General features: G+C 66.1%; 21 protein-coding genes and 3 pseudogenes. 9 read left to right on the top strand and 15 right to left on the bottom strand.

Annotated elements, in window-relative coordinates:
* Window position 1: 1 nt before the first annotated feature.
* From repSA to BLT97_RS08970, 11 genes are all read right to left on the bottom strand, one after another.
* The gene (repSA, locus tag BLT97_RS09020) at window positions 2–1,378 is read right to left on the bottom strand and encodes a replication initiator protein RepSA (protein ID WP_093608240.1); all 1,377 of its coding nucleotides are present in this window, start codon (window positions 1,376–1,378) and stop codon (window positions 2–4) included.
* Entirely contained in the window at window positions 1,371–1,793 is a 423-nt protein-coding gene (locus tag BLT97_RS09015) for an ASCH domain-containing protein (RefSeq protein ID WP_093608239.1), read from the bottom strand. Before BLT97_RS09015 ends, repSA begins: the two co-directional genes overlap by 8 nt.
* Window positions 1,793–3,322 carry a DNA cytosine methyltransferase gene (locus BLT97_RS09010; RefSeq protein WP_245769216.1) on the bottom strand — a complete coding sequence of 510 codons (1,530 nt, stop codon included), beginning with the start codon at window positions 3,320–3,322 and terminating at the stop codon, window positions 1,793–1,795. The genes BLT97_RS09015 and BLT97_RS09010 overlap by 1 nt, the downstream gene beginning before the upstream one ends.
* Window positions 3,319–3,501 (bottom strand): hypothetical protein, encoded by a 183-nt coding sequence (locus BLT97_RS09005; protein ID WP_093608237.1) that lies wholly within the window; start codon window positions 3,499–3,501, stop codon window positions 3,319–3,321. Before BLT97_RS09005 ends, BLT97_RS09010 begins: the two co-directional genes overlap by 4 nt.
* A gap of 91 nt (window positions 3,502–3,592) precedes the next feature.
* A complete protein-coding gene (locus BLT97_RS09000) occupies window positions 3,593–3,919 on the bottom strand; it encodes a hypothetical protein (RefSeq protein ID WP_093608236.1) in 327 nt (108 codons plus the stop codon).
* Window positions 3,920–3,943: 24 nt separating this feature from the next.
* Window positions 3,944–4,132, bottom strand: a complete 189-nt coding sequence (locus BLT97_RS08995) for a hypothetical protein (protein ID WP_093608235.1) — start codon at window positions 4,130–4,132, stop codon at window positions 3,944–3,946.
* Between the two features lie 14 nt (window positions 4,133–4,146).
* Entirely contained in the window at window positions 4,147–4,788 is a 642-nt protein-coding gene (locus BLT97_RS08990; protein WP_093608234.1) for a DUF2637 domain-containing protein, read from the bottom strand.
* A 72-nt stretch (window positions 4,789–4,860) separates the two neighbouring features.
* Entirely contained in the window at window positions 4,861–5,040 is a 180-nt protein-coding gene (locus BLT97_RS08985) for a hypothetical protein (protein ID WP_093608233.1), read from the bottom strand.
* A gap of 2 nt (window positions 5,041–5,042) precedes the next feature.
* Window positions 5,043–5,231 carry a hypothetical protein gene (locus BLT97_RS08980; protein WP_093608232.1) on the bottom strand — a complete coding sequence of 63 codons (189 nt, stop codon included), beginning with the start codon at window positions 5,229–5,231 and terminating at the stop codon, window positions 5,043–5,045.
* A gap of 86 nt (window positions 5,232–5,317) precedes the next feature.
* Window positions 5,318–6,655 carry an FtsK/SpoIIIE domain-containing protein gene (locus BLT97_RS08975; protein WP_093608231.1) on the bottom strand — a complete coding sequence of 446 codons (1,338 nt, stop codon included), beginning with the start codon at window positions 6,653–6,655 and terminating at the stop codon, window positions 5,318–5,320.
* Window positions 6,656–6,660: 5 nt separating this feature from the next.
* The gene (locus BLT97_RS08970; protein WP_093608230.1) at window positions 6,661–7,008 is read right to left on the bottom strand and encodes an SCO3933 family regulatory protein; all 348 of its coding nucleotides are present in this window, start codon (window positions 7,006–7,008) and stop codon (window positions 6,661–6,663) included.
* 160 nt (window positions 7,009–7,168) lie between these two features.
* On the opposite strand from BLT97_RS08970, the gene BLT97_RS08965 reads away from it, so the two are divergent.
* Window positions 7,169–7,900: an XRE family transcriptional regulator gene (locus BLT97_RS08965; RefSeq protein ID WP_093608229.1), complete on the top strand. Its 732-nt coding sequence runs from the start codon at window positions 7,169–7,171 to the stop codon at window positions 7,898–7,900.
* 34 nt (window positions 7,901–7,934) lie between these two features.
* The gene (locus tag BLT97_RS08960; protein ID WP_093608228.1) at window positions 7,935–8,405 is read left to right on the top strand and encodes an NUDIX hydrolase; all 471 of its coding nucleotides are present in this window, start codon (window positions 7,935–7,937) and stop codon (window positions 8,403–8,405) included.
* On the opposite strand, the gene BLT97_RS08955 is transcribed toward BLT97_RS08960, so the two are convergent.
* Window positions 8,406–8,960, bottom strand: a complete 555-nt coding sequence (locus tag BLT97_RS08955) for an HD domain-containing protein (RefSeq protein ID WP_093608227.1) — start codon at window positions 8,958–8,960, stop codon at window positions 8,406–8,408.
* Window positions 8,961–9,756: 796 nt separating this feature from the next.
* Here BLT97_RS08955 and BLT97_RS08950 point away from each other — a divergent pair.
* Window positions 9,757–10,605, top strand: a complete 849-nt coding sequence (locus tag BLT97_RS08950; RefSeq protein WP_143041322.1) for a DUF4231 domain-containing protein — start codon at window positions 9,757–9,759, stop codon at window positions 10,603–10,605.
* Window positions 10,606–10,644: 39 nt separating this feature from the next.
* Window positions 10,645–11,139: an endonuclease domain-containing protein gene (locus BLT97_RS39080; RefSeq protein ID WP_093608362.1), complete on the top strand. Its 495-nt coding sequence runs from the start codon at window positions 10,645–10,647 to the stop codon at window positions 11,137–11,139.
* 18 nt (window positions 11,140–11,157) lie between these two features.
* Here the strand turns inward: BLT97_RS39080 and BLT97_RS37520 are convergent, their stop codons facing one another.
* Both BLT97_RS37520 and BLT97_RS08940 read right to left on the bottom strand, forming a co-directional pair.
* Window positions 11,158–11,898, bottom strand: a complete 741-nt coding sequence (locus BLT97_RS37520) for a hypothetical protein (RefSeq protein WP_143041321.1) — start codon at window positions 11,896–11,898, stop codon at window positions 11,158–11,160.
* Between the two features lie 121 nt (window positions 11,899–12,019).
* Window positions 12,020–13,117 (bottom strand): MrcB family domain-containing protein, encoded by a 1,098-nt coding sequence (locus BLT97_RS08940; protein WP_093608226.1) that lies wholly within the window; start codon window positions 13,115–13,117, stop codon window positions 12,020–12,022.
* A gap of 416 nt (window positions 13,118–13,533) precedes the next feature.
* On the opposite strand from BLT97_RS08940, the pseudogene BLT97_RS38975 reads away from it, so the two are divergent.
* Window positions 13,534–13,674: pseudogene (locus BLT97_RS38975) on the top strand (IS630 family transposase); the annotation flags it as partial.
* Window positions 13,675–13,708: 34 nt separating this feature from the next.
* Window positions 13,709–13,901: pseudogene (locus BLT97_RS38435) on the top strand (dihydropyrimidinase); the annotation flags it as partial.
* 93 nt (window positions 13,902–13,994) lie between these two features.
* Here BLT97_RS38435 and BLT97_RS08930 read toward each other — a convergent pair.
* Window positions 13,995–15,223: pseudogene (locus BLT97_RS08930) on the bottom strand (sialidase family protein).
* Window positions 15,224–15,592: 369 nt separating this feature from the next.
* Here BLT97_RS08930 and BLT97_RS08925 point away from each other — a divergent pair.
* From BLT97_RS08925 to BLT97_RS37810, 3 genes are all read left to right on the top strand, one after another.
* Complete coding sequence (locus BLT97_RS08925) at window positions 15,593–16,027, top strand: hypothetical protein (protein WP_093608225.1); 435 nt, start codon at window positions 15,593–15,595, stop codon at window positions 16,025–16,027.
* Between the two features lie 66 nt (window positions 16,028–16,093).
* Window positions 16,094–16,936 carry a transposase family protein gene (locus tag BLT97_RS08920; RefSeq protein ID WP_093608224.1) on the top strand — a complete coding sequence of 281 codons (843 nt, stop codon included), beginning with the start codon at window positions 16,094–16,096 and terminating at the stop codon, window positions 16,934–16,936.
* 71 nt (window positions 16,937–17,007) lie between these two features.
* Complete coding sequence (locus BLT97_RS37810) at window positions 17,008–17,184, top strand: hypothetical protein (protein ID WP_176953703.1); 177 nt, start codon at window positions 17,008–17,010, stop codon at window positions 17,182–17,184.
* The last annotated feature ends 83 nt before the right edge of the window (window positions 17,185–17,267 follow it).

Genomic DNA, 17,267 nt, shown 5'->3' with positions numbered 1-17,267 from the left:
TTCACGGCTGACTCCTCCTCGGTCCGGGGAGGTCTTGGCGCTCTTCGCGGGCGGTGTCGCGGTTGAGGGCGATGTCGTGGGCGATGCTCGCGGCGAGGGCGGATTCGCCGGGGGTGTGGCCGTGGCCGGCGTAGGCCCAGTGGGCCAGGACCAGGGTGGTGTCCGGTTCGGGGAGGCCGAGGGCTTGGCGCTGCTGTTCGGCGCGGTAGTCGGCACGGACGCCCCGGCGTTCGCCGAAGGTGGTGGAGTAGGCGCGGGACTTGGTGAGGAAGTGGCCTCGGAAACCGAGCATGTGGGCCCACTGCCACAGCTTGCGTTCGGGATAGAGCGCGTTGAGGTCGTGGCAGGCGCGGATCAGCCGATGGGCGTGCTCGGGTACGTGGGTGCGGTCGAGTTCGGCCAGTTCGCCGATGCGGCGGTCGAGCGCACCGGTGATCTCAGCAGCTTTGGTGGCGTACTTGGCGACGTAGGCCGCTACCTTGCCTTCGCTCACGTCATCGTCGCCGAACGCCTTGATCGGCCGGACGTCGTCCCTGATGCCCCAGCGCAGGACGCGGGTCGGCTGATCGGCCTTGGCCGGCACAGTCACGGTCGTGTACGGGTGCTTGCGTGCCGCCTTGATTGCCTCGGTGAGCAGGTCGAGGGTGGCCCACGAGGGCGGGGCAGTGTCGGGCCCGTCGGGTCCGTCGATGCGGATCACGGCGTGAAAGTGGATCGCGCCACGGTCCTGGAACTCGGCGACCTTCCCGAACGACAAGCGGGCTGACTCGCGCAATGCGGTCTGGGTGAGGCTGGCGCGGAGCGCGAGTTCACGGCGGAGCCGGTTGAGGAACCGGTGCCACAGCTCGCCGGCGTGGTTGTTGAACAGCACGGCCCCCGCGTAGTCGTACGAGGCGGGATCGAGCGCGGATCCGAGGGCCGGATCGTCCTTGGCGTGGTGGACTCCGCAGCGGCAACGTGCCCCGGTGTCGGGGATGTTGTGGACGCGGCCGAACGAAGGCGCGGTCAGGGTGAGGAAGACCCGCGGGCGTTCCCGGATCTCCTCGCGGATGCCGATCGCGTCATCCCCGGACAAGCCCGCGCGGATGATCCGGTACGCGTCCCCTGCGTAGAGGTAGGCGCAGGGCTTGCAGCGGGAGGCGCGGCGGTTTCCGCAGGCGACGCGGAGCCGGCCGCCGGGCAGTTCCCCGGTGTCGGTGTGGTGCAGCACCTGGCCCGTGGTCTTGTCCTTGACGACGGACCAGCCGGTCAGGTGGATCGGATTCGAGCAGCCTCCGGTGCGGTGGATCTGCTCGCGCCACTGCTCGAAGTCCGGGGCTGAGGCGACCCGCAGCACGTCCGCCAGGACGACCGGATCCAGGTTGGCCGTGTCAGGCATGGGTGATCACCTCCCGGACGGAGGCGACGAGTTGAGGCGTGGGGGTCCACAGTCCGCGTGCACCGGACCAGGGCAACGGTCGGATCAGGGTGCGCAGGTCGGTGAACTTCCAGTGCCACTGGCCGGGGGCGGACCACAGAGTGCAGTAGCCGTCGCTCGAGTGGCAGTCGACGAGCCGGCCCACAGCGACGATCGCGCCCCGGGGTTGAGGACGCTTCAGGAACGGACGGGCGAGCGGCAAATCCCATGCTGAGCGGTCGGTGCTCAGGCCCGCATGAATCAGGACCCAGCCCCGGTAGTCGGTGGCCCAACGCCGGTTCTCCACGCGCTTGGTGCCGTAGGCCACGGCGGACGCCCAGGGTTGCCACAGCGTGAGCCCACGGACCTCAGCGGCGGGCTTGGTGGGTGCGGTCATCAGAGCACCTCCAGCAGGCGGGAGGCGATCCACTGGGCGACGTTCGCGGGTACGGCGTTGCCTGCCTGTTTGGTCTGTTCGCCACCGTGGCCGAGGACGGTGTAGTCGTCGGTGAAGCGCTGGGCGCGCAGGTGCTCGCGCGGGGACAGCATCCGGAAGTAGCAGTCCTCCAGGGCGACCTCTGCCGGGTCCGCGTCGGCACCGAGCACCACACCGGCGGATTCCCGGGTGGCGACCGTGTGCAGCGGCACGGCCGTCGTGCTGGGCCCGCCCTTGCGGTAGGGGATCACAAGGCCGTGGTGGTTGCCCCCGGCAGTGATCGAGGCGAGCGGATGGGCGATGGCGCGGGTGGTGGAGCCGCCGCCGCGGTGCTCGGTGATGAACGCGCCCGGCACCAGGAGCGCTTCACTCTCGCGGGTGGTGCGGGTGCGCATCGGGCCCGTGACCGAGGCAGCGGTGGTGTTCCAGCTTCCGCCGACCGGGACCAGGAGCGGGGGCACGGCGATGCCGTCACCGATTCGGACCGTGCGGGTCGGCAGGGGTGCGGCGTGGGCGGGGAAGGCGCGGCCGTCGTGCTGATCACTGTGGTTGACCGTGACCATCATCGGGACGCGGTGCTTTGCCAGTCCGAGGCGGATCTTGCGCAGCGTGGAGGCCGCGAGCGGGCGCATGCCCAGGGTGTCGCGGTCACCGATGCGGATGCCGGGATCGGTCCAGTTGATCGCGGTCGCCGCAGGACGCACGTACGGTTCGATGACCTGGTGACGGCATGCCTGGTTGGGGCAGCGGAAGTCGTATTGCTGGCGGTACTTGCCGATCGTGTGCGCCCGCTTCGTCTTGCGGTTGATACGCCAGGACTGCACCGCTAAGACGTCCTGCTCACACACCGGGCACCAGGCCGGCGGGCACACATCGAGATTCGGGGCGCGCATCTCGCGGCGGGTGAAGACCACGAAGATCCGGTCCCGCCACTGCGGAGCGTGCTCGTTACCGTCATCGCCGATGTGCGCGGCCGTGACGGAGACGATCTGGTGGCGGAAGCCGAGGATTTCCATGCCGTGCAGCCACCAGGCGAACAACGGCCAGGCGGTCGCGAAGCGGGGCACGTTCTCGCACACCACCGCATCGAAGTTGTGGACCTCGGCCGCGCGCAGGATGTCGTACGCCGTCGCCCGGGTGCGCTCCCAGGCCGCATCGGCGATCGGTCCCTCCTCGAACAAGTCCAACTGCCCAGCCGTGGGCGCAGGCTTGGGGCGGGCCACGCCATCGGCGGGGCTGCCTTCGGTGCAGATCGGGGAGCCCACCAGGACCCGGGCCTTCGGGAGTTGGCGCATGTCGTAGTGGTCGAGGTCCACGCACAGGTGCTCGGCCTCGGGGAAGTTCGCCGCGTGCGTCTCCACCGCCCGGTCCCAGTGGTTGGCGCCGAGCACGACGTCGAAGCCGGCGCGGCGGAACCCGTCGGAGTCGCCGCCCGCGCCACAGAACAGGTGGATGGAGGTCGGGCGGGAGGTCGCGGAGCGCCGCATCATCGCGCACCTGCCAGCGCCCGGGACGTGCGGCGGGTGCCGGTGCCCTCGCAGGTCTTGCAGTGGGCGGTGATGGTGCGCAGGTGGCCGTTCCGGTCACGTCCGCCGAGGGTGATCGCGACGGAGGCGAAGCCGTCACAGTCCGGGCAGATCCGGGCAGGCGCAGGGGTGTTCTCGGGCATGATGGGTGGTCCTTCCGGTTCACGTAGTCGGGTAGGGGCTGGCCGTCCGGGGCGGCGGATACTTGGCGGTTGAGGCCGCTCCGGGGGCCGGTCAGCGCTTCTTGGGCAGGGACTTGCCGCTGGACTTCGGCGCTTTGATCGCGAAGGAGATGAGTCCTCCGCCGCCGATCAGGGCCGGGATCGCGGCCTTGAGCGCGAGCGCAGTCGTGGCAGCCACTTGCAGCAGGGACAGCACGGCGGCCGTGACGAGGTAGACCGTGGCGCCGACGCCGACCGTGCCCGCAAGGATCAGCAGCACCGGACCGGTGTAGGAGCGGGGCGCGGTGTGCACGATCACGACCGTGCGGGGGTCGGTGCCGGGCGGGATCAAGTCGGCCGGGATGTGGCCGGCGCGGAGCTGTGCATCGGGGCGGATCACGGGCCTTCTCCTCTCTGAGCAAGGTCACTTGGGCGGGTCGTTGACGACGGACGTGCCGGTCTCGGCTCCGGACTCGATCGCGGGTGCAAGGAAGGTGTCGGCGAGCAGGTAGCCGCCGAGCAGGAGCACGGCGACGAGCCACAGGGGCGGGCGGAAGAGCTTGACGCCGAGCCAGCCGACGACGAGCAGGAAGAGCCACAGCGGGACGGACACGAGACCGGTTCCTTTCAGGCGAGGTGGGCGGTGATGGCGGCGGCCATCGGGGCGGGGACGCGCAGGCGGGCGCCGAGGGTGTCGGCGTCGATCGCGCTGCCGGTCGTGGCACGGTGTGAGTCCGCGATCTTGCGGGCCTGGGCGAGTAGTGCATCCGGCACGGGGATCGCGGGCGGCAGCTCTGGAACGGGAGTCGACTCGCCGTGCTCGGGCTCGGTGTCCACAGGCGGTGGAGGAGTCGGCGCGTCCCGTTCGACCGCGACAGCAGCCGGAACCGGCTCGGGCTTTACCTCACTGCCAGGCGTGTGGGCCAGGAGGGTGCCGCCGAGGAACGCGAGCGCGGGCCAGCCGGCGACCAGGAACCGCAGCCACGCGGGCGGCTGCTCAAGGTCGAGGAATCCGGCCGTGGCGACGTTCGCCCCGAGCGAGGCGACGAGCGCGACGAGGAACCAGGACCAGGCCAGTCGCGGTGTCTGACCGGTGCGCAGTCGGCGCCAGGCGGCGACAAGGAGCAGGTCGACGGAGACGGGATAGGCCCAGGCCTTCCAGCCATCCTGACCAGCCGCGTGGGCGATGTCGTGGAGGTGGGCGAAGGACAGGGCCCCGGCGATCACGGCCTGAACCAGGACGAAATCGAGTCGGAACGGCGAGCGCATCGCGTCCTCCTTCCAGAGGGGTTGGGCCGTCGCGGGGCGGGGATCGAGGTCCGGCCGCCCGGCGACGACGGGTCAGGCGGTGGGGGCTTGGCCGGTGCCGAAGCAGTTCAGGCAGATGCCGGTCTGCTCGCCGACCTCGCGGTGCTTGCGGCCAACACGGACCGTGCGGGAGACCTCACCGGTGCCCTCGCACGGCTTGCACTGCGGAGGAGTCGGCCTGCTGCGGGGGCGGGGCTTGCGGGCAGTGGCCACGCTCACCACTCCGTTCCGGGCTCGGGCGGCAGCCCGTACGTCGAGGCCGCGTCGTCGAGCGGGAGCGAGGTGGCGAGAGCGCCGCCCACGATGTCGGCGAACTGCTCGTCATGACCGGGCCGTTCGGCGTACATGACGAGGAAGCCGAGCATCAGCACCGTGCGGTTCAGGTCGTCGCAGTGATCACACATGACGTGCCGTCCTTTCCGGTTTCGGGCATGGCGCGGGTAGGGAACTGGCGCGAAGGCGGTCACGCCGACCGAGGGGTGCGGGGGTGTTACGAGGCGGGAGCCGGCGCGGGTGCCTCGAAGGCGACCGGGCGGAAGGGCTCCAGGGCCGGGATGTTCGGGGTGAGGTGGGCGTACTTGCGGCACTCGGCCGCCGCCTCCCCCAACGTGGTCAGCGGGGTGCGGATGCGAGTCCAGCCGCCCGAGGTGTCCCCAGCGATCGCGGTACCCCGACGTTCCGGGGCGATGGCGGTTGCGGCGGGCACGGCCAAGTCGCTGATGTCACCCAGGCCCATTTCGGCGGTCTGCTTGTCGTTGCAGCGGTGAACCACCCGACCGGTGAGTTGAGCCCGCAGCGCGGTCGCGCCCTTGCCGAGATCCGTACCGAAGCGCTGCCCGGCGATCTCCAGATAGATCCCGACCGCGCGGGAGAGCTGGGCCAGGCGCAGGAGCTGCGTGACGATCCGGTCGCGGCGTGGTGCGTCGACCTTAGAGGCGATCAGGAACAGTTCGGCGACCTCGTCGACCAGGACCACGATTGGGATCGGGCGGAGCTTGGCGGGCAGACCCCAGATGTCCGAGGTGATGTCCTCCAGCGGGGTGTCTGGCGAGATCCCCTGGTGCAGGCAGAGCAGGTCGTAGCGCTCCTCCATCTCCTGCACGAGCGCGTCCAGCAGCCCTTCGGCCTGATCAGGGTTCGTGGCCAACGCAGACAGCCGAGGGGCGAACGGGCCCTGCTCGACACCGCGCTTGCAGTCGATCCCGACCAAGGCCGTCTCCAGCGGGGCGAGTGCCTTGATCAGGCAGCGCTGATACATGGACTTGCCGGAGTCGGAGGCGCCCATGGTCAACGCGTGAGGAACCTCCCGGTAGTTGCGGACGAAGGGCTGACCGTCCTCGCGCAAGGCGACGACCGCGGACAGCGGTCCGGGCACCAGCCGGCGCGGCATGCGTACCGTGCCGAGGACGTCCATGCCAGTCATCCGCAGGTCGACGACACCGGGCTTGACCTCGGACACGTGGGCGGAGTGCATGGCCCAAGCGTGACGCAGGCGTTCGGCAGAGTTGACCACGTGCTCGGGGGCCAATCCGGCCGGGAGGCGTAGGCGCAGGCACAGCCCGGTGGTGGTCGGGCGTATCGCGCGGATCCTCGGGATTCCCGGGCGGGCGGTCTCCTTGCCCATGGCCTTCTTCGCGAAGACCTTCCACCACGGCGGGGACACGGTCAGCTCGCAGGCCTCCATGGTCTGCCGGTACGCGGCGCACACCCGGTACAGGGCGGCCGGGAGGCCGAACAGTGACCAGTACGCGGCCGGGAACTTGACCCGGGTCACCAGCGCCAACACCGTCAGCACGAACGCGAGTAGAAGCAGCTCGGTCAGCGACATGGCGATCAGGCCTTGCCGTTCGAGCCGGCGAGCGTGAGGTCCTTTGCCGTGACCGCAATCGCGCGGTAGCTGATGCCGTGCCCGAAGTCGTTCTCCCACGGGCGGGCGACCAGGCCGGGGAACTCCACCGGCATACCCGGCACGAGGTCGAGCTGGATGCCGTCCTCGGCCACCACGACGGTCAGCGCGTCCGGGCGGCCGTCCACGATCACCGCCACGTTCACGTTGAACAGGGTCTTGCCCGACTGCCGGTCCGTCGCGATCTCGCCGGTCTCCCGGTTCTTGACCTTCGCCTCCGGGGCCTGGATCAGCATCACGGTCATTGCGCTGGTGTCCACAGGGATCTGACGCATCGTCTTGTCTCCTGATCTTGCAGGGAGTTGGCGCCACCGTTGTGGTGGTGAGATCAGAAAACCGCGAGAAGTAGTGGACGCATCACGGCCTGTATGGACGTTTGGGGACGTCTTCGCTACCGTCAAAACGTCCCCGGTCGTCCCTGGGAGAGGCCAGCCAATGGCGAACGAACGTCTGCGCGCGGCGATTTCGGTGAAGGGCGAGACGATCCAGTCTCTCGCCAGCCATGTTGAGGTAGATCCAAAGACCGTAGAGCGGTGGATCACGACGAACCGCACGCCCCACCGCGGCCACCGCTGGAAGGCTGCGACCTTCCTCGGCGTCGACGAGGTCTACCTCTGGCCGGCGGCCGAGAAGCAGGCAGAGACTGCTAGCACGTCCGAGCTCATCACGTACTACCCGCACAGGGGCGCCGTACCGGCAGCTTTGTGGTCCTCGCTGATCGATGGCGCCAAGAGCAACGTCGAGATCCTGGTGTACGCCGGTCTGTTCCTCTTCGACAGCCATCCGGACTTGGCTGATCAGTTGGCAGCCAAGGCGAAGAGCGGCGCCGAGGTCCGCGTACTGCTCGGTGATCCTGACTCGGAGATGGTCCGGCAGCGAGGTGAAGAAGAGGGCATCGGGGGCGATCTGGCCGCCCGAGCCCGGATCACGCGCCGCTACCTTGAGCCGGCCCTTGGGACACCCGGGGTCGAACTACGGCTACACGACACGATCCTCTACAACTCGATCTACCGCTTTGACGACGACGTGCTGGTGAACCCGCACGTACTCGGGGCGCCCGCAGGGCAGAACCCGGTCATGCACTTCCGGTACATCCCCGGAGCCCGCACGTTTCGCCACTACATGAAGAGCTTCGACTACGCCTGGGAGCGGGCACGGCTCACCTGAGGGCAGGATCCCGCGATCGTGCGAGGCTAGAGGTATGGCCCGCATCGACTACTTCAACGACCCGAACGCCCCGAAGGCGAACAGCATCGTCCCGTCCGTAACGGCCGTCGCGCTCAACGAGGCGGGCGAGGTCCTGCTCATCCACAAGACCGACAACGATCTCTGGGCCCTTCCCGGCGGTGGCGTCGATGTGGGCGAATCCGCCCCGGACGCGGCAGTTCGGGAGACCAAAGAAGAGACCGGGTTCGACGTCGAGGTGACGGGCCTGGTCGGCCTCTACACGAACCCCGCGCACGTCATGGCGTACGACGATGGCGAGGTCCGCCAGCAGTTCTCGATCTGCTTCACAGCCCGGATCACCGGCGGCGAGCTCCGAACAAGCAGTGAGAGCAAGGAGGTTGCCTTCGTCGCGCCGAGCCGGCTGGACGAACTGAACATCCACCCGTCGATGCGCATGCGGATTGATCACGGCCTGTCCGGCAGGAACGAACCCCACATCGGGTGATCATGTGGCCGCAATGCGACTCAGCGTCCGCGAGACCGCGTCCTTGAGGTACGGACGGGCCTTGCTGATCGCGGTGTGCACCACGCTTCCCGGCTCGTAGCGATCGAGGATCTCATCCATGCGCGCATCGAAGTCGAAGCGCTGCCCCGCCGGCCCCGTGGTCATGTCGGCGTAGATCAGAGCATCGAGCAGCGGCGAGTCCTCACGCTCGTACGCGGACAACTCGGCAGAGAGACCACGCTGTTCCGCCTCATACACCGCGCCGGAGTGGTGCGCGACGAGCCGGACCAGCCGATCCGGCGCCCCAAGCGAGGCCAGATGCCGTGCACCGTCCAGAGGGTGAAAGCCCGTGTCCCTCAGCTCAGGGGCGTAACCCAGGTCGTGCAGCCAAGCCGCAGCCACCAGGAGATCCCGTTCGTCCTCCGGCACCGCTGAGGACACCTCTTGGGCCTTCGCGGCCACGGCCTGTGTGTGCAGCCAGCGGTTCCCGAGGGGCGGCAGCAGACTCTCAGCCAGGGCGGCGGCGCCTTGAGGCGTATCCAGTGCAGTGGGCATGAACTTCACCGTAGCCGAGCAGATCCGAGCACCGACAGCCCGAGAGGCCCGGGCGCAGCCGCGCGGACAAACTTTCCCTACATCATCAAGAGCTCGCTTCGCTCGCCGGCCGAAGGTCCGTGGACACGCCTCGGATGCCGTGACCGACCCCGCCTGAAGGATGACGCCCATGGCAACGCGTGCGCGTCGGCATCGCACCGCCGCCGCGATCCGGCCTGGGAGAGAGAAGAAGAGAAGAGCGTGGGTTGATCTCGCCGGGCAAAGTGCAGGCAGGACCCCAGGAACCCCAAGTACCACCAGGACTAACGAAGTAGATCCAAATCCGAGGGATCAATCCAGAGGATTGGGGCCGCGCACAGCGCGGCGGCGCCGGTCGGGCGCCGACGCGCGCCCTCCACCATGTCTACGCCAGTGGGGGCGCGCGTCGGCGCCCGACCGCGCCCGCAAGGGGGCGAAAACACATGGTCACAGGGGGCAAGGGGGCGCCATACGTGCAGGTCAAAACCGCGTTGTGCTTCGACTAAGGCCGGATCGCGGCCGCGGTGCAATGTCGACGGACCCGCTTCCATGGTCGTTGCCCATCGGCGGGGGCGGCCGGCTCCACGGCTTTACGCAGCCACTTTGGGGCGAGCCTCGAAGATCATGGCCCCAACGTCGTGCTTTAACGGGCAGGTCCACAGACTGCCCGACTCGCGATGAGCTTACGGGGCCATGATCACTCGCCCCAAAGCAGCTCCAGCCCAAAGCCCCTCCGCCGGCCTTACAGCGCTGCTAATCTTCCCGATTGGGGGTGATCATGGCCAAGGAAACCAGGGAAACACTGACGCTGATCGACATAGAGCAGCGAATCATCGAGTACGAGTCGGACCTTGAACTCAGGATGTTTCTGAGGCGACTGGCAAGGATATGGCTCTTCGGGCTAATCCCACTCATGATACTGGCGCTAGTCGCCGGAAACGTACTCATCGATTTTTCGAAGCCCGGTAATGGGCGAGGCGCACTCAACTACCCACTATCTATCGCCCTCATTATCAGCACACTAGTTGCGCCCCCCTGCTGGTGGACAGCTCGGGACTATCTGCGCTCCACGCAAGTAGAGCTAAAGCAACATCAAGCTCTTAGGGAAAAGCTCCTGCCGCGAGCGGAAGAAACCGGCCCGCTGCCTTCCGTGGCATTTCGGGATTACAGAGATGACATTCCGCACCTTCTTGATGGATATAGGCGGGCTGCGGAAAAGTACAGGTCCCGACACAATCTGTTTCAAATTTCAGTCATAGTTGGCTCTATTCTCACCTCTGTTGCCACGACGGCGTCGGCCGAGCAGGGGGTGTGGAGTTGGCTCGCCGTGGGTCTCAGTTCCATTGTGAGTATCTCGGCAGGTGTCATCTCCTATTTCAAATTTCGAGAGCGGAGTACGAACCTCCAGCAAACTGCCGATAGCATTGATCAGGAGGTTCAAGCCTTCAACCTAGGTATTCGGCGTTACAAGAATCTTATTCCTGAGCAGGCCGCTGCGGCGTTCGCTGAAGAGATCGAGAGGATCAAGGAGGAGCAACGAAAGCGAGAATTGCAACTAGAACAGCCTCCGGAAGTGCAGCAAAATGAAGGCTCTGGTTCCGGAAATAGAGCGACCGGTCAGTCGTAGGTAGGTAGTTCTGTGGTTCAGAGGCGCGAGATAGATCCGATGGACGATGCGTACTGGTGCGAGGTTTGTGACGATCCGATTGATTTTGAGTGTTCTCGCAGGGCCAAGGGGCACTGCAGTACCTGCACAGTGGCCTATCGGCAAGCTCGGCGCTATGGCCTCACCATTTGGCAAATGAATGCAATCCTACGCGTGCAGGATGATGAATGCGCCATATGCGGCCTGCATCCGGGAGACGGTGGAATGGAAGGAGTCTCCTATTGGCATGTGGATCACGATCACTCCTGCTGTGACATGGCGGGATCGTGCGGTCGCTGCGTGCGAGGGTTGCTCTGCAGGACCTGCAACCTCCGCGGTGTGGCTTGGTACGAGCGGCTTCCTAGCGAAGCGCGTGATTGGCCCCGCATGAATGCCTACTTGGCTGATCCGCCAGCTCGGAGACCCGAGGCCGCGGTCAGCACCTGGGGAGATACCACGGGAATTCGAGCTCGAGACGGTGCGCTCGCCTGTTGGAGATCGACCAAACCGCTGTGACAGCTCGACAGCGTGGCATCATCTTCTCGCGCTTGACTCGGGTCCAGTCGAGGTCCGCCAGTCACTCCCAGGAACTCCACCATCGCGTCCACCGTGCGCCTGTCGGCGCCAGAAAGCCAGGCGATATCGAGTACGTCTCTGATCCGAAAACTGAAGTCGAGAACTCTCCACCACGTACGAGTGTGCGGCTTTCGTGAATTCTTCTAGGGCATCGTCTAGGTAGCAGTGAATACCGCCGTCTACTCCTACGAGGAAATCCCAGTCGCAGGTTGAGATTTCGTGGGCGTCAAATTGTGAAAGATAGCCCCCGGAGACGAGTGGTCGAAGCGCTTCCAAGATGGTTGCAGCATCTTCACTGTAAACTACGGTGTAGCGTATTTCGTCAAGGGTGAGCGCTTCGAGGCTGCACGATTCGGCCCATTGAGTCGAGAAGGAGAAGAAACGCGACTTTCTGACGAGACCGCCAGCGAGGTGGTATATCGCTTCTAATGCGGGAATCTGCATCATGCAGGTCTCGTCTATGCCGGCAGCTTCATCCAGGATTCTATGAGCGAGTGGAATGAGTTCGGTGGGTCCCTCCAACTCTAGACGGGAAACCGCAGATCGGATAGCGGCTCGCTCGTTCTTCAGAAAATCTGGGGGTGTTTCTGAGATTCCGTTCCGGAGTAGGTGTATTAGTGCCGGATAAACCGCTTCGGGCATCGCGTGGGAGCTTTCAATTAAGCTCAAACATGCTTCCTTTTGTGCCTGTATGCGCATGGCCTCAAGGGGACTTTGGGCCTGCGCTCGGCCAGCCGCGGCCTGGGCTCTACCTGCGGCATACCCTGCCCAGGAGGCGAGTGGCGTGCTGATTATCGCTGCAAGGACTTCTGGTTCCACCCTAGTCGGTTCCCTCCTGTGAGAACTGCCGATCCGCGAGGCCGGCGGCGACTGCCTCAGGTGACCCTTCCCACCCCTCTTCTGTAGGCCATACCGATGCGATCCCATAGTGGCTTAGGAGGCGCATATAGACGTCCCCGATTGACTCTGTGAAAAGGGCCATGCGCAACGGAGGGGAGCCGGCTGGGTATAGCAAGAAGGAATAGGTTGCCAATTGTCCGATGGCCTCCCTTACGGCGTGGGTGGCGTTGCCGCGTCGAACCACCTTGGCCTCGATTAGCCACTCGTGGCCGTCGCGCCTAGCGACGATATCGCGCGGGTGAACGTTTGTGCCCGCGGTAAATCCAGCCTTCTTCAGGAATGCGCCGTAGCGGCCAACCAATGTCTCATGCTTGCGCGTCTTCTTGAGTGTCCTTGAGGTTACCTTTTGGAGGTACTCGGAGTCGTTCTTTGGTGCGAAGTGGAGCAGGGGATCGCTGGCAACTTGTTCCTTCTGCTTAACCGTTGTAATTAGGTCGCGCGTGGTGCTACGCAATTCTTCACGTAGAGCAAGAGCGTCCTGATACAGTTGAAGCATTCGCTGAAGGTCGGTCTTCAAGCTTTCTTCGCTTGGTAGCGCATCGATCTCGTAGCGGATGGCAAGGATATTTCCTGCCTCATATGCTCGCGGCAATCCAGGCCGCCCGCCGAGGTGAATGGTGTTCTCTAGGTCCGCTACGGAATTACTTGGGAATGCTTCCCGAATGGCTGCCGCCTCTTCGCGTAGCCGGTGTTCGGCCTTCGCTGCGCCGAAAGCCTCTCGCAGCTCGGTTACTCCTTGGTTCAAACTCAGAGAGACAGTCTTCATGTCCTCCGCGAACAGGTAGACCAGGTACATCCCTCGAGTGGCCGTGGTTGTCTCGTCTGGGTCGAAAAAGGCAACCCATGGGCAGAACGCCCCCGCTCCCGCGCCGGCGCTTCCCTTAACCTGGTGGCCGCCGGGTACATAAGGTTCAAAGGTGGCTGGGGCTGAGCGCAGTAGCCGTGCAGTTGGTGAACTTGTGCCGTGGGTACGGTCGTAGGTGGATCCAACCTCATGCAGGAAGCCCCGTAGCGTCATGGCAGGGATCGTAGAAGATCCCACTGACAGTCAGACATGCTTATCCGTGGACTACTTGTGGACACGGTTGGGGCCTCGATCACCATTCAGCGCTCTGACCTGTGCGAACACCTGGGTTCCACACGCCCTCCGGAGCCGTGTGCGCAGGTTCGAATCCTGCCGGGGGCACCAGCCTGCGCAGAGTTTTCGCAGGTCAGTGCACTAATCGGGGCGACCCGTTCGTCGAGGGCCAGTCAGATTTCACTGACTGGCCCTCGGTCTTTTTGTCTTTTCGCAGGTCAGACCCGATGCGGACGGATGCGCAGGTACGTGTGCCCCTGGGCGCCCGTGGGGCACCCGGAGCATGGGAACGCTGTTGCGCCGGTGTCCGTCTGTGTCTCTCGCTGGTCGGCCTACTGCGCCGGAGGTGACTGCCCCGCCAGGGTCGCATGGCTCGCCGTACGTTGTATCGGCAGCTGGCTTTTTGGCGGCAGCCGATGTTGATCGCCCGCGGCGACCCGCACCGGGACGCAGTTCTCGCCGCCATCCATCGCCACGTCGCATTACTGCCGGGCGGGGCGAAGTCCGCGGGTTGTGGAGCACCACGTATTCGACATGCACACGCACTTGGCGCTGCCGTTCGGCGGGGCACGTTCCCGTCGGACACGCTCGACACAGGCACAAAGGCGCCGGCAGACGGCGGCACGGTGAAGATCGTGGACTTCGCGGTGCAGTCCAGAGGCAGTTGCTGAGGGCTGGCCTGGTTGCCTGGTGCGCGAAGGCGGACGGCAATTGCGCGATCGACTAGGGCTTCCAGAGTCCTGTCGGACAGCGGGCGTCGCGTCGTCCGACGGCGACATGAGCATGACGCGCGCGGAGAACGGAGGCGGGCGGGTGGTCATCGGCTCAGTGCTTGCAGTGGGATGCGGCGGAAGACGATGGTTTCGTGGGATGCGGTCGTGCCGGTCTCGTAGAGGATGCCGACCGTTCCGGCGTCGGGCTGGACGAGGTCGAGTATGCGGCCTTCTTGGGGGAGAGGACGAGTTCCTTGGTGAAGGTGCGGCCCGCATCCGAGCTGCTCCAGATGGCCATTGCGACTCGGTCGTTCGGCTCTGACGGGCCGGAGAACAGGAGCTTGCCGTGTTCTCCGCGGAGTTGGAGCGTGCTGCCTTGGACAACGGGTGCATCGTCGAGCGTGGGTTGGGTGCGATAGGCCCGCTCGGCCGTGCTGCCGTCGGAGGAGTATGTGTCGAGCCGATTGCCTTGGCTGGTGCCGTTTTGATCGCGGGCGTTGAAGTAGATCCTGCCGTCGGGGAGTTGGGCGGCAGTCGACTTGTTGGGGTTGTTGGCGCCTTCGTGGGAGTCATCGGTGAAGCCGAGTTGCCAGGTTAGGCCTCCGTCGTCGCTGTAGATGGCGTGTGCCCCGTAGTAATGGGGTTCCTGGCCGCTGTCCGGCGATCCTGGGGGTGGAGCGGTGGAATGGTTGGCCGGTACGACGAGGCGGCCCGCGTGCACACCGCTGGTGAGGGCGATGGCGTGGCCGGGGCCGGTTGCATACCAGCGCCAGTTGGGACGTTTCACGGCCGATGTGATCTCGCGGGGGCGCGAGAAGGTGCGGCCGTCGTCGTAGCTGGTCTGTACGAAGACGCGGCGACTCTGTTCGGCGGTGGTCTCACCGCGCAGGATCTGGGTCTCGGTGACATTCCCGGCGTTGTAGGAGGTGACGAGCACCACGCGGCCGGTGCGCGGGTCGATCACGGGTGCCGGGTTGCCGCGCGTGTGGCCGTTGCCGGCTGCCACGACCTGGAGGCGTTCCCAGGTGCAGCCGCCGTCGTGGGAGCGTCTGAGAACCACGTCGATATTGCCGCTGTCGCCCGCCCCATCGGTGCGGCCTTCGGCGAACGCGAGCAAGGCGCCCTCGCGGGTTTGGACGATGGCCGGTATGCGATACGTGGCATAGCCGCCGATGCCCGAGGTGTACGCGATGGACGAGGTGCAGGTGCGTCGGGCCTTCGGGGCGGGGTCGGCTCGATCAGCGCTCGTCAAGATCGAGGCCGTGATGAGAGCGAAGGCACCTGCGGCGGCCGCAGCGACGGACGTTCGAGGGCTGAAAGACGCGCGGCTCATTGCATCCTTTTGCACGCGGAAGTCGCTGGTGGGCGCCGCGGAATGAAGCCTCGTGAACCTATGTGGTGCTTGTGTGGTGCTGCAATGCCTTCGCGTCAGGAGTTGCCGCAGTGCGCTGCGGAAAGTCCGTTGTTCATCAGCTCGTCAACCCGAACTCCGCTTCTGATTGAGCGGTGTGCAAGCTGAAGTTGCTGGTCACGGGTCTGGTGTGCGCGGGGCTCGGAATGCTCGTGCTGGTCGGGGGCGGGTGACTTCGGTCTAGATCGTCTGTCCTGCGGTTCCGTGCGGCTTTCCGGGTTTTCGTCCGCTGCTCTTCGTGCGCTTCCTACGATCCGTCCGAGGTTGCGTGGTGTCGGGTGAGGGGCGGGAATGCTGGAGCGGATCACGGCCCGCAGGGCCGAGCTGGACGTACGTGTCGAGGAGTTGGCCCGGCAGCTGGAGGAGTTACGGGCGGAGCGTGAGGAACTGGCGGTGGCCGAGAAGGTGTTGCGGCGGCTGGCCGAGCAGGTGGCTGCCGAGGCGCCCGCGGCCGTTCCCGTGCAGGTCGGCGGGCGGGCTGTGCTGCTGATCCCGTACCGCAGGGAGAATCCGGACGAGGCCGCGCTGCCCGGCGACTACCGCAGGATTCTGGCGATTGTGCGGGCTGGCGACGGCCCGGTGCAGGTCAAGGCGGTGGGCGAGGAACTCGGCCTGGAGGTGGCGGTGCGCGGGAAGCTGGAGCCGTTGCGGGCGAAGCTGACCAAGCTCGCCGATCGAGGCTGGCTGCACAAACGGCCCGACGGGAAGTTCACCGTCCGCCCATAGGCCGCGCCGGAGGAAGGGGCGCGACCGGGCGTAACTGGCGGGCCCCCGGCGGCTGTTGAGTTTGGTGTGAAGAAAAACAACCACGCCGTCGAGGGCCCTGACGGCCTTGTCTACACCGCCCGCCTGCCGCTGTCGAGCGCCACCTTGTACTACCTCGCCGAGCTGATACGCGGCCACCTGAAGAAGATCGGCTCGCGCTGGCGGGCCCTGCCCGCCGGGAAGATCGCCACCATCGTGCTCGCCGTCCTGCGCTGTGACCAGCGGCCCGGCGACCTGGCCGGCGGCAACAACATCCATCGCACCACCGTCACCCGCTGGGTCCGCGAGGTCGTCGGCCTGCTGGCCGCCCGCGCCCCCAGGCTGGATTGGGCATGCAAGATGATCGCCCGAAAGGGCGGCGGCATCGTGCTCCTGGGCGGCTCACTCATCCGCACCCGCAGGCGCACCGGCAGCGACAACCGCAAGCACTACTCCGGCAAGAGTAAATGCCACGGCCTGCTCGTGATCGCGCTCACCGACGACCGCGGGCGCTTGCTTTGGGTCTCCGCCGCCCGGCCCGGCCGCACCTCGGAGATCACCGCCTGCCGTCACGACAAACTCACCGCCAAGCTGCGGGCGTCCGGCCTCGCAGCCATCGCCGACCTGGGATTCATCGGCCTCGACGACATCGACGATCCCGGCGCCGATCCGGCGGTGATCACCGGCTACAAGGCCGCGAAGAACCGGCCCCTCACCCGAGGGCAGAAGCTCTCGAACAAGGCCCTCGCCGCCGTCCGGGCCCCGGTCGAGCACGGCTTCGCCCACCTGAAGAACTGGCGGGTGCTCGGCATGCTCCGCACCGACCCGACATGGGCGACCGCACTGGTCAGGGCCCTGCTGGTCCTCACCAACCGCGAAGTCTCCCGATGACCGACGATCATCACTGAAGTCACCCGCCCCCGACCAGCACGACCACGCCGAGCCCCACGCACACCACACCCGTGACCAGCAACTTCAGCTTGCACACCGCTCAGTGGGGGAGCGGCCGTTTCGTGTCCCGTGTTGCATTCGAGTTGGATGATGGCCTGATGGTTTTTCAGCGCGCCTATTTGGGGCACCTGTTGGAATCTCGCTGCGCGGCGCGCTGCGGTTGCGAATTGCTGCTGCAAGCGCATTGATTCTGGATCCGGCCCTCAATAGGCCGCCTGCTGCCTGATGTTGTCGAGGTGTGCCGGCACCTTGTTGGGTGTGGAACCGAGTC

It is taken from the genome of Streptomyces indicus, assembly GCF_900100315.1.
GTDB lineage: Bacteria > Actinomycetota > Actinomycetes > Streptomycetales > Streptomycetaceae > Streptomyces > Streptomyces indicus.
Note: the sequence above shows the minus strand (reverse complement) of the source record. Positions and strands in the feature narration are given on the sequence as shown.

Coding starts and splice junctions, on each gene's coding strand:
- repSA (WP_093608240.1), bottom strand. CDS start 1,378: ATGCCTGACACGGCCAACCTGGATCCGGTCGTCCTGGCGGACGTGCTG.
- BLT97_RS09015 (WP_093608239.1), bottom strand. CDS start 1,793: ATGACCGCACCCACCAAGCCCGCCGCTGAGGTCCGTGGGCTCACGCTG.
- BLT97_RS09010 (WP_245769216.1), bottom strand. CDS start 3,322: ATGATGCGGCGCTCCGCGACCTCCCGCCCGACCTCCATCCACCTGTTC.
- BLT97_RS09005 (WP_093608237.1), bottom strand. CDS start 3,501: ATGCCCGAGAACACCCCTGCGCCTGCCCGGATCTGCCCGGACTGTGAC.
- BLT97_RS08990 (WP_093608234.1), bottom strand. CDS start 4,788: ATGCGCTCGCCGTTCCGACTCGATTTCGTCCTGGTTCAGGCCGTGATC.
- BLT97_RS08980 (WP_093608232.1), bottom strand. CDS start 5,231: ATGTGTGATCACTGCGACGACCTGAACCGCACGGTGCTGATGCTCGGC.
- BLT97_RS08975 (WP_093608231.1), bottom strand. CDS start 6,655: ATGTCGCTGACCGAGCTGCTTCTACTCGCGTTCGTGCTGACGGTGTTG.
- BLT97_RS08970 (WP_093608230.1), bottom strand. CDS start 7,008: ATGCGTCAGATCCCTGTGGACACCAGCGCAATGACCGTGATGCTGATC.
- BLT97_RS08965 (WP_093608229.1), top strand. CDS start 7,169: ATGGCGAACGAACGTCTGCGCGCGGCGATTTCGGTGAAGGGCGAGACG.
- BLT97_RS08960 (WP_093608228.1), top strand. CDS start 7,935: ATGGCCCGCATCGACTACTTCAACGACCCGAACGCCCCGAAGGCGAAC.
- BLT97_RS08955 (WP_093608227.1), bottom strand. CDS start 8,960: ATGCCCACTGCACTGGATACGCCTCAAGGCGCCGCCGCCCTGGCTGAG.
- BLT97_RS08950 (WP_143041322.1), top strand. CDS start 9,757: ATGGCCAAGGAAACCAGGGAAACACTGACGCTGATCGACATAGAGCAG.
- BLT97_RS39080 (WP_093608362.1), top strand. CDS start 10,645: ATGGACGATGCGTACTGGTGCGAGGTTTGTGACGATCCGATTGATTTT.
- BLT97_RS37520 (WP_143041321.1), bottom strand. CDS start 11,898: ATGCGCATACAGGCACAAAAGGAAGCATGTTTGAGCTTAATTGAAAGC.
- BLT97_RS08940 (WP_093608226.1), bottom strand. CDS start 13,117: ATGACGCTACGGGGCTTCCTGCATGAGGTTGGATCCACCTACGACCGT.
- BLT97_RS08925 (WP_093608225.1), top strand. CDS start 15,593: ATGCTGGAGCGGATCACGGCCCGCAGGGCCGAGCTGGACGTACGTGTC.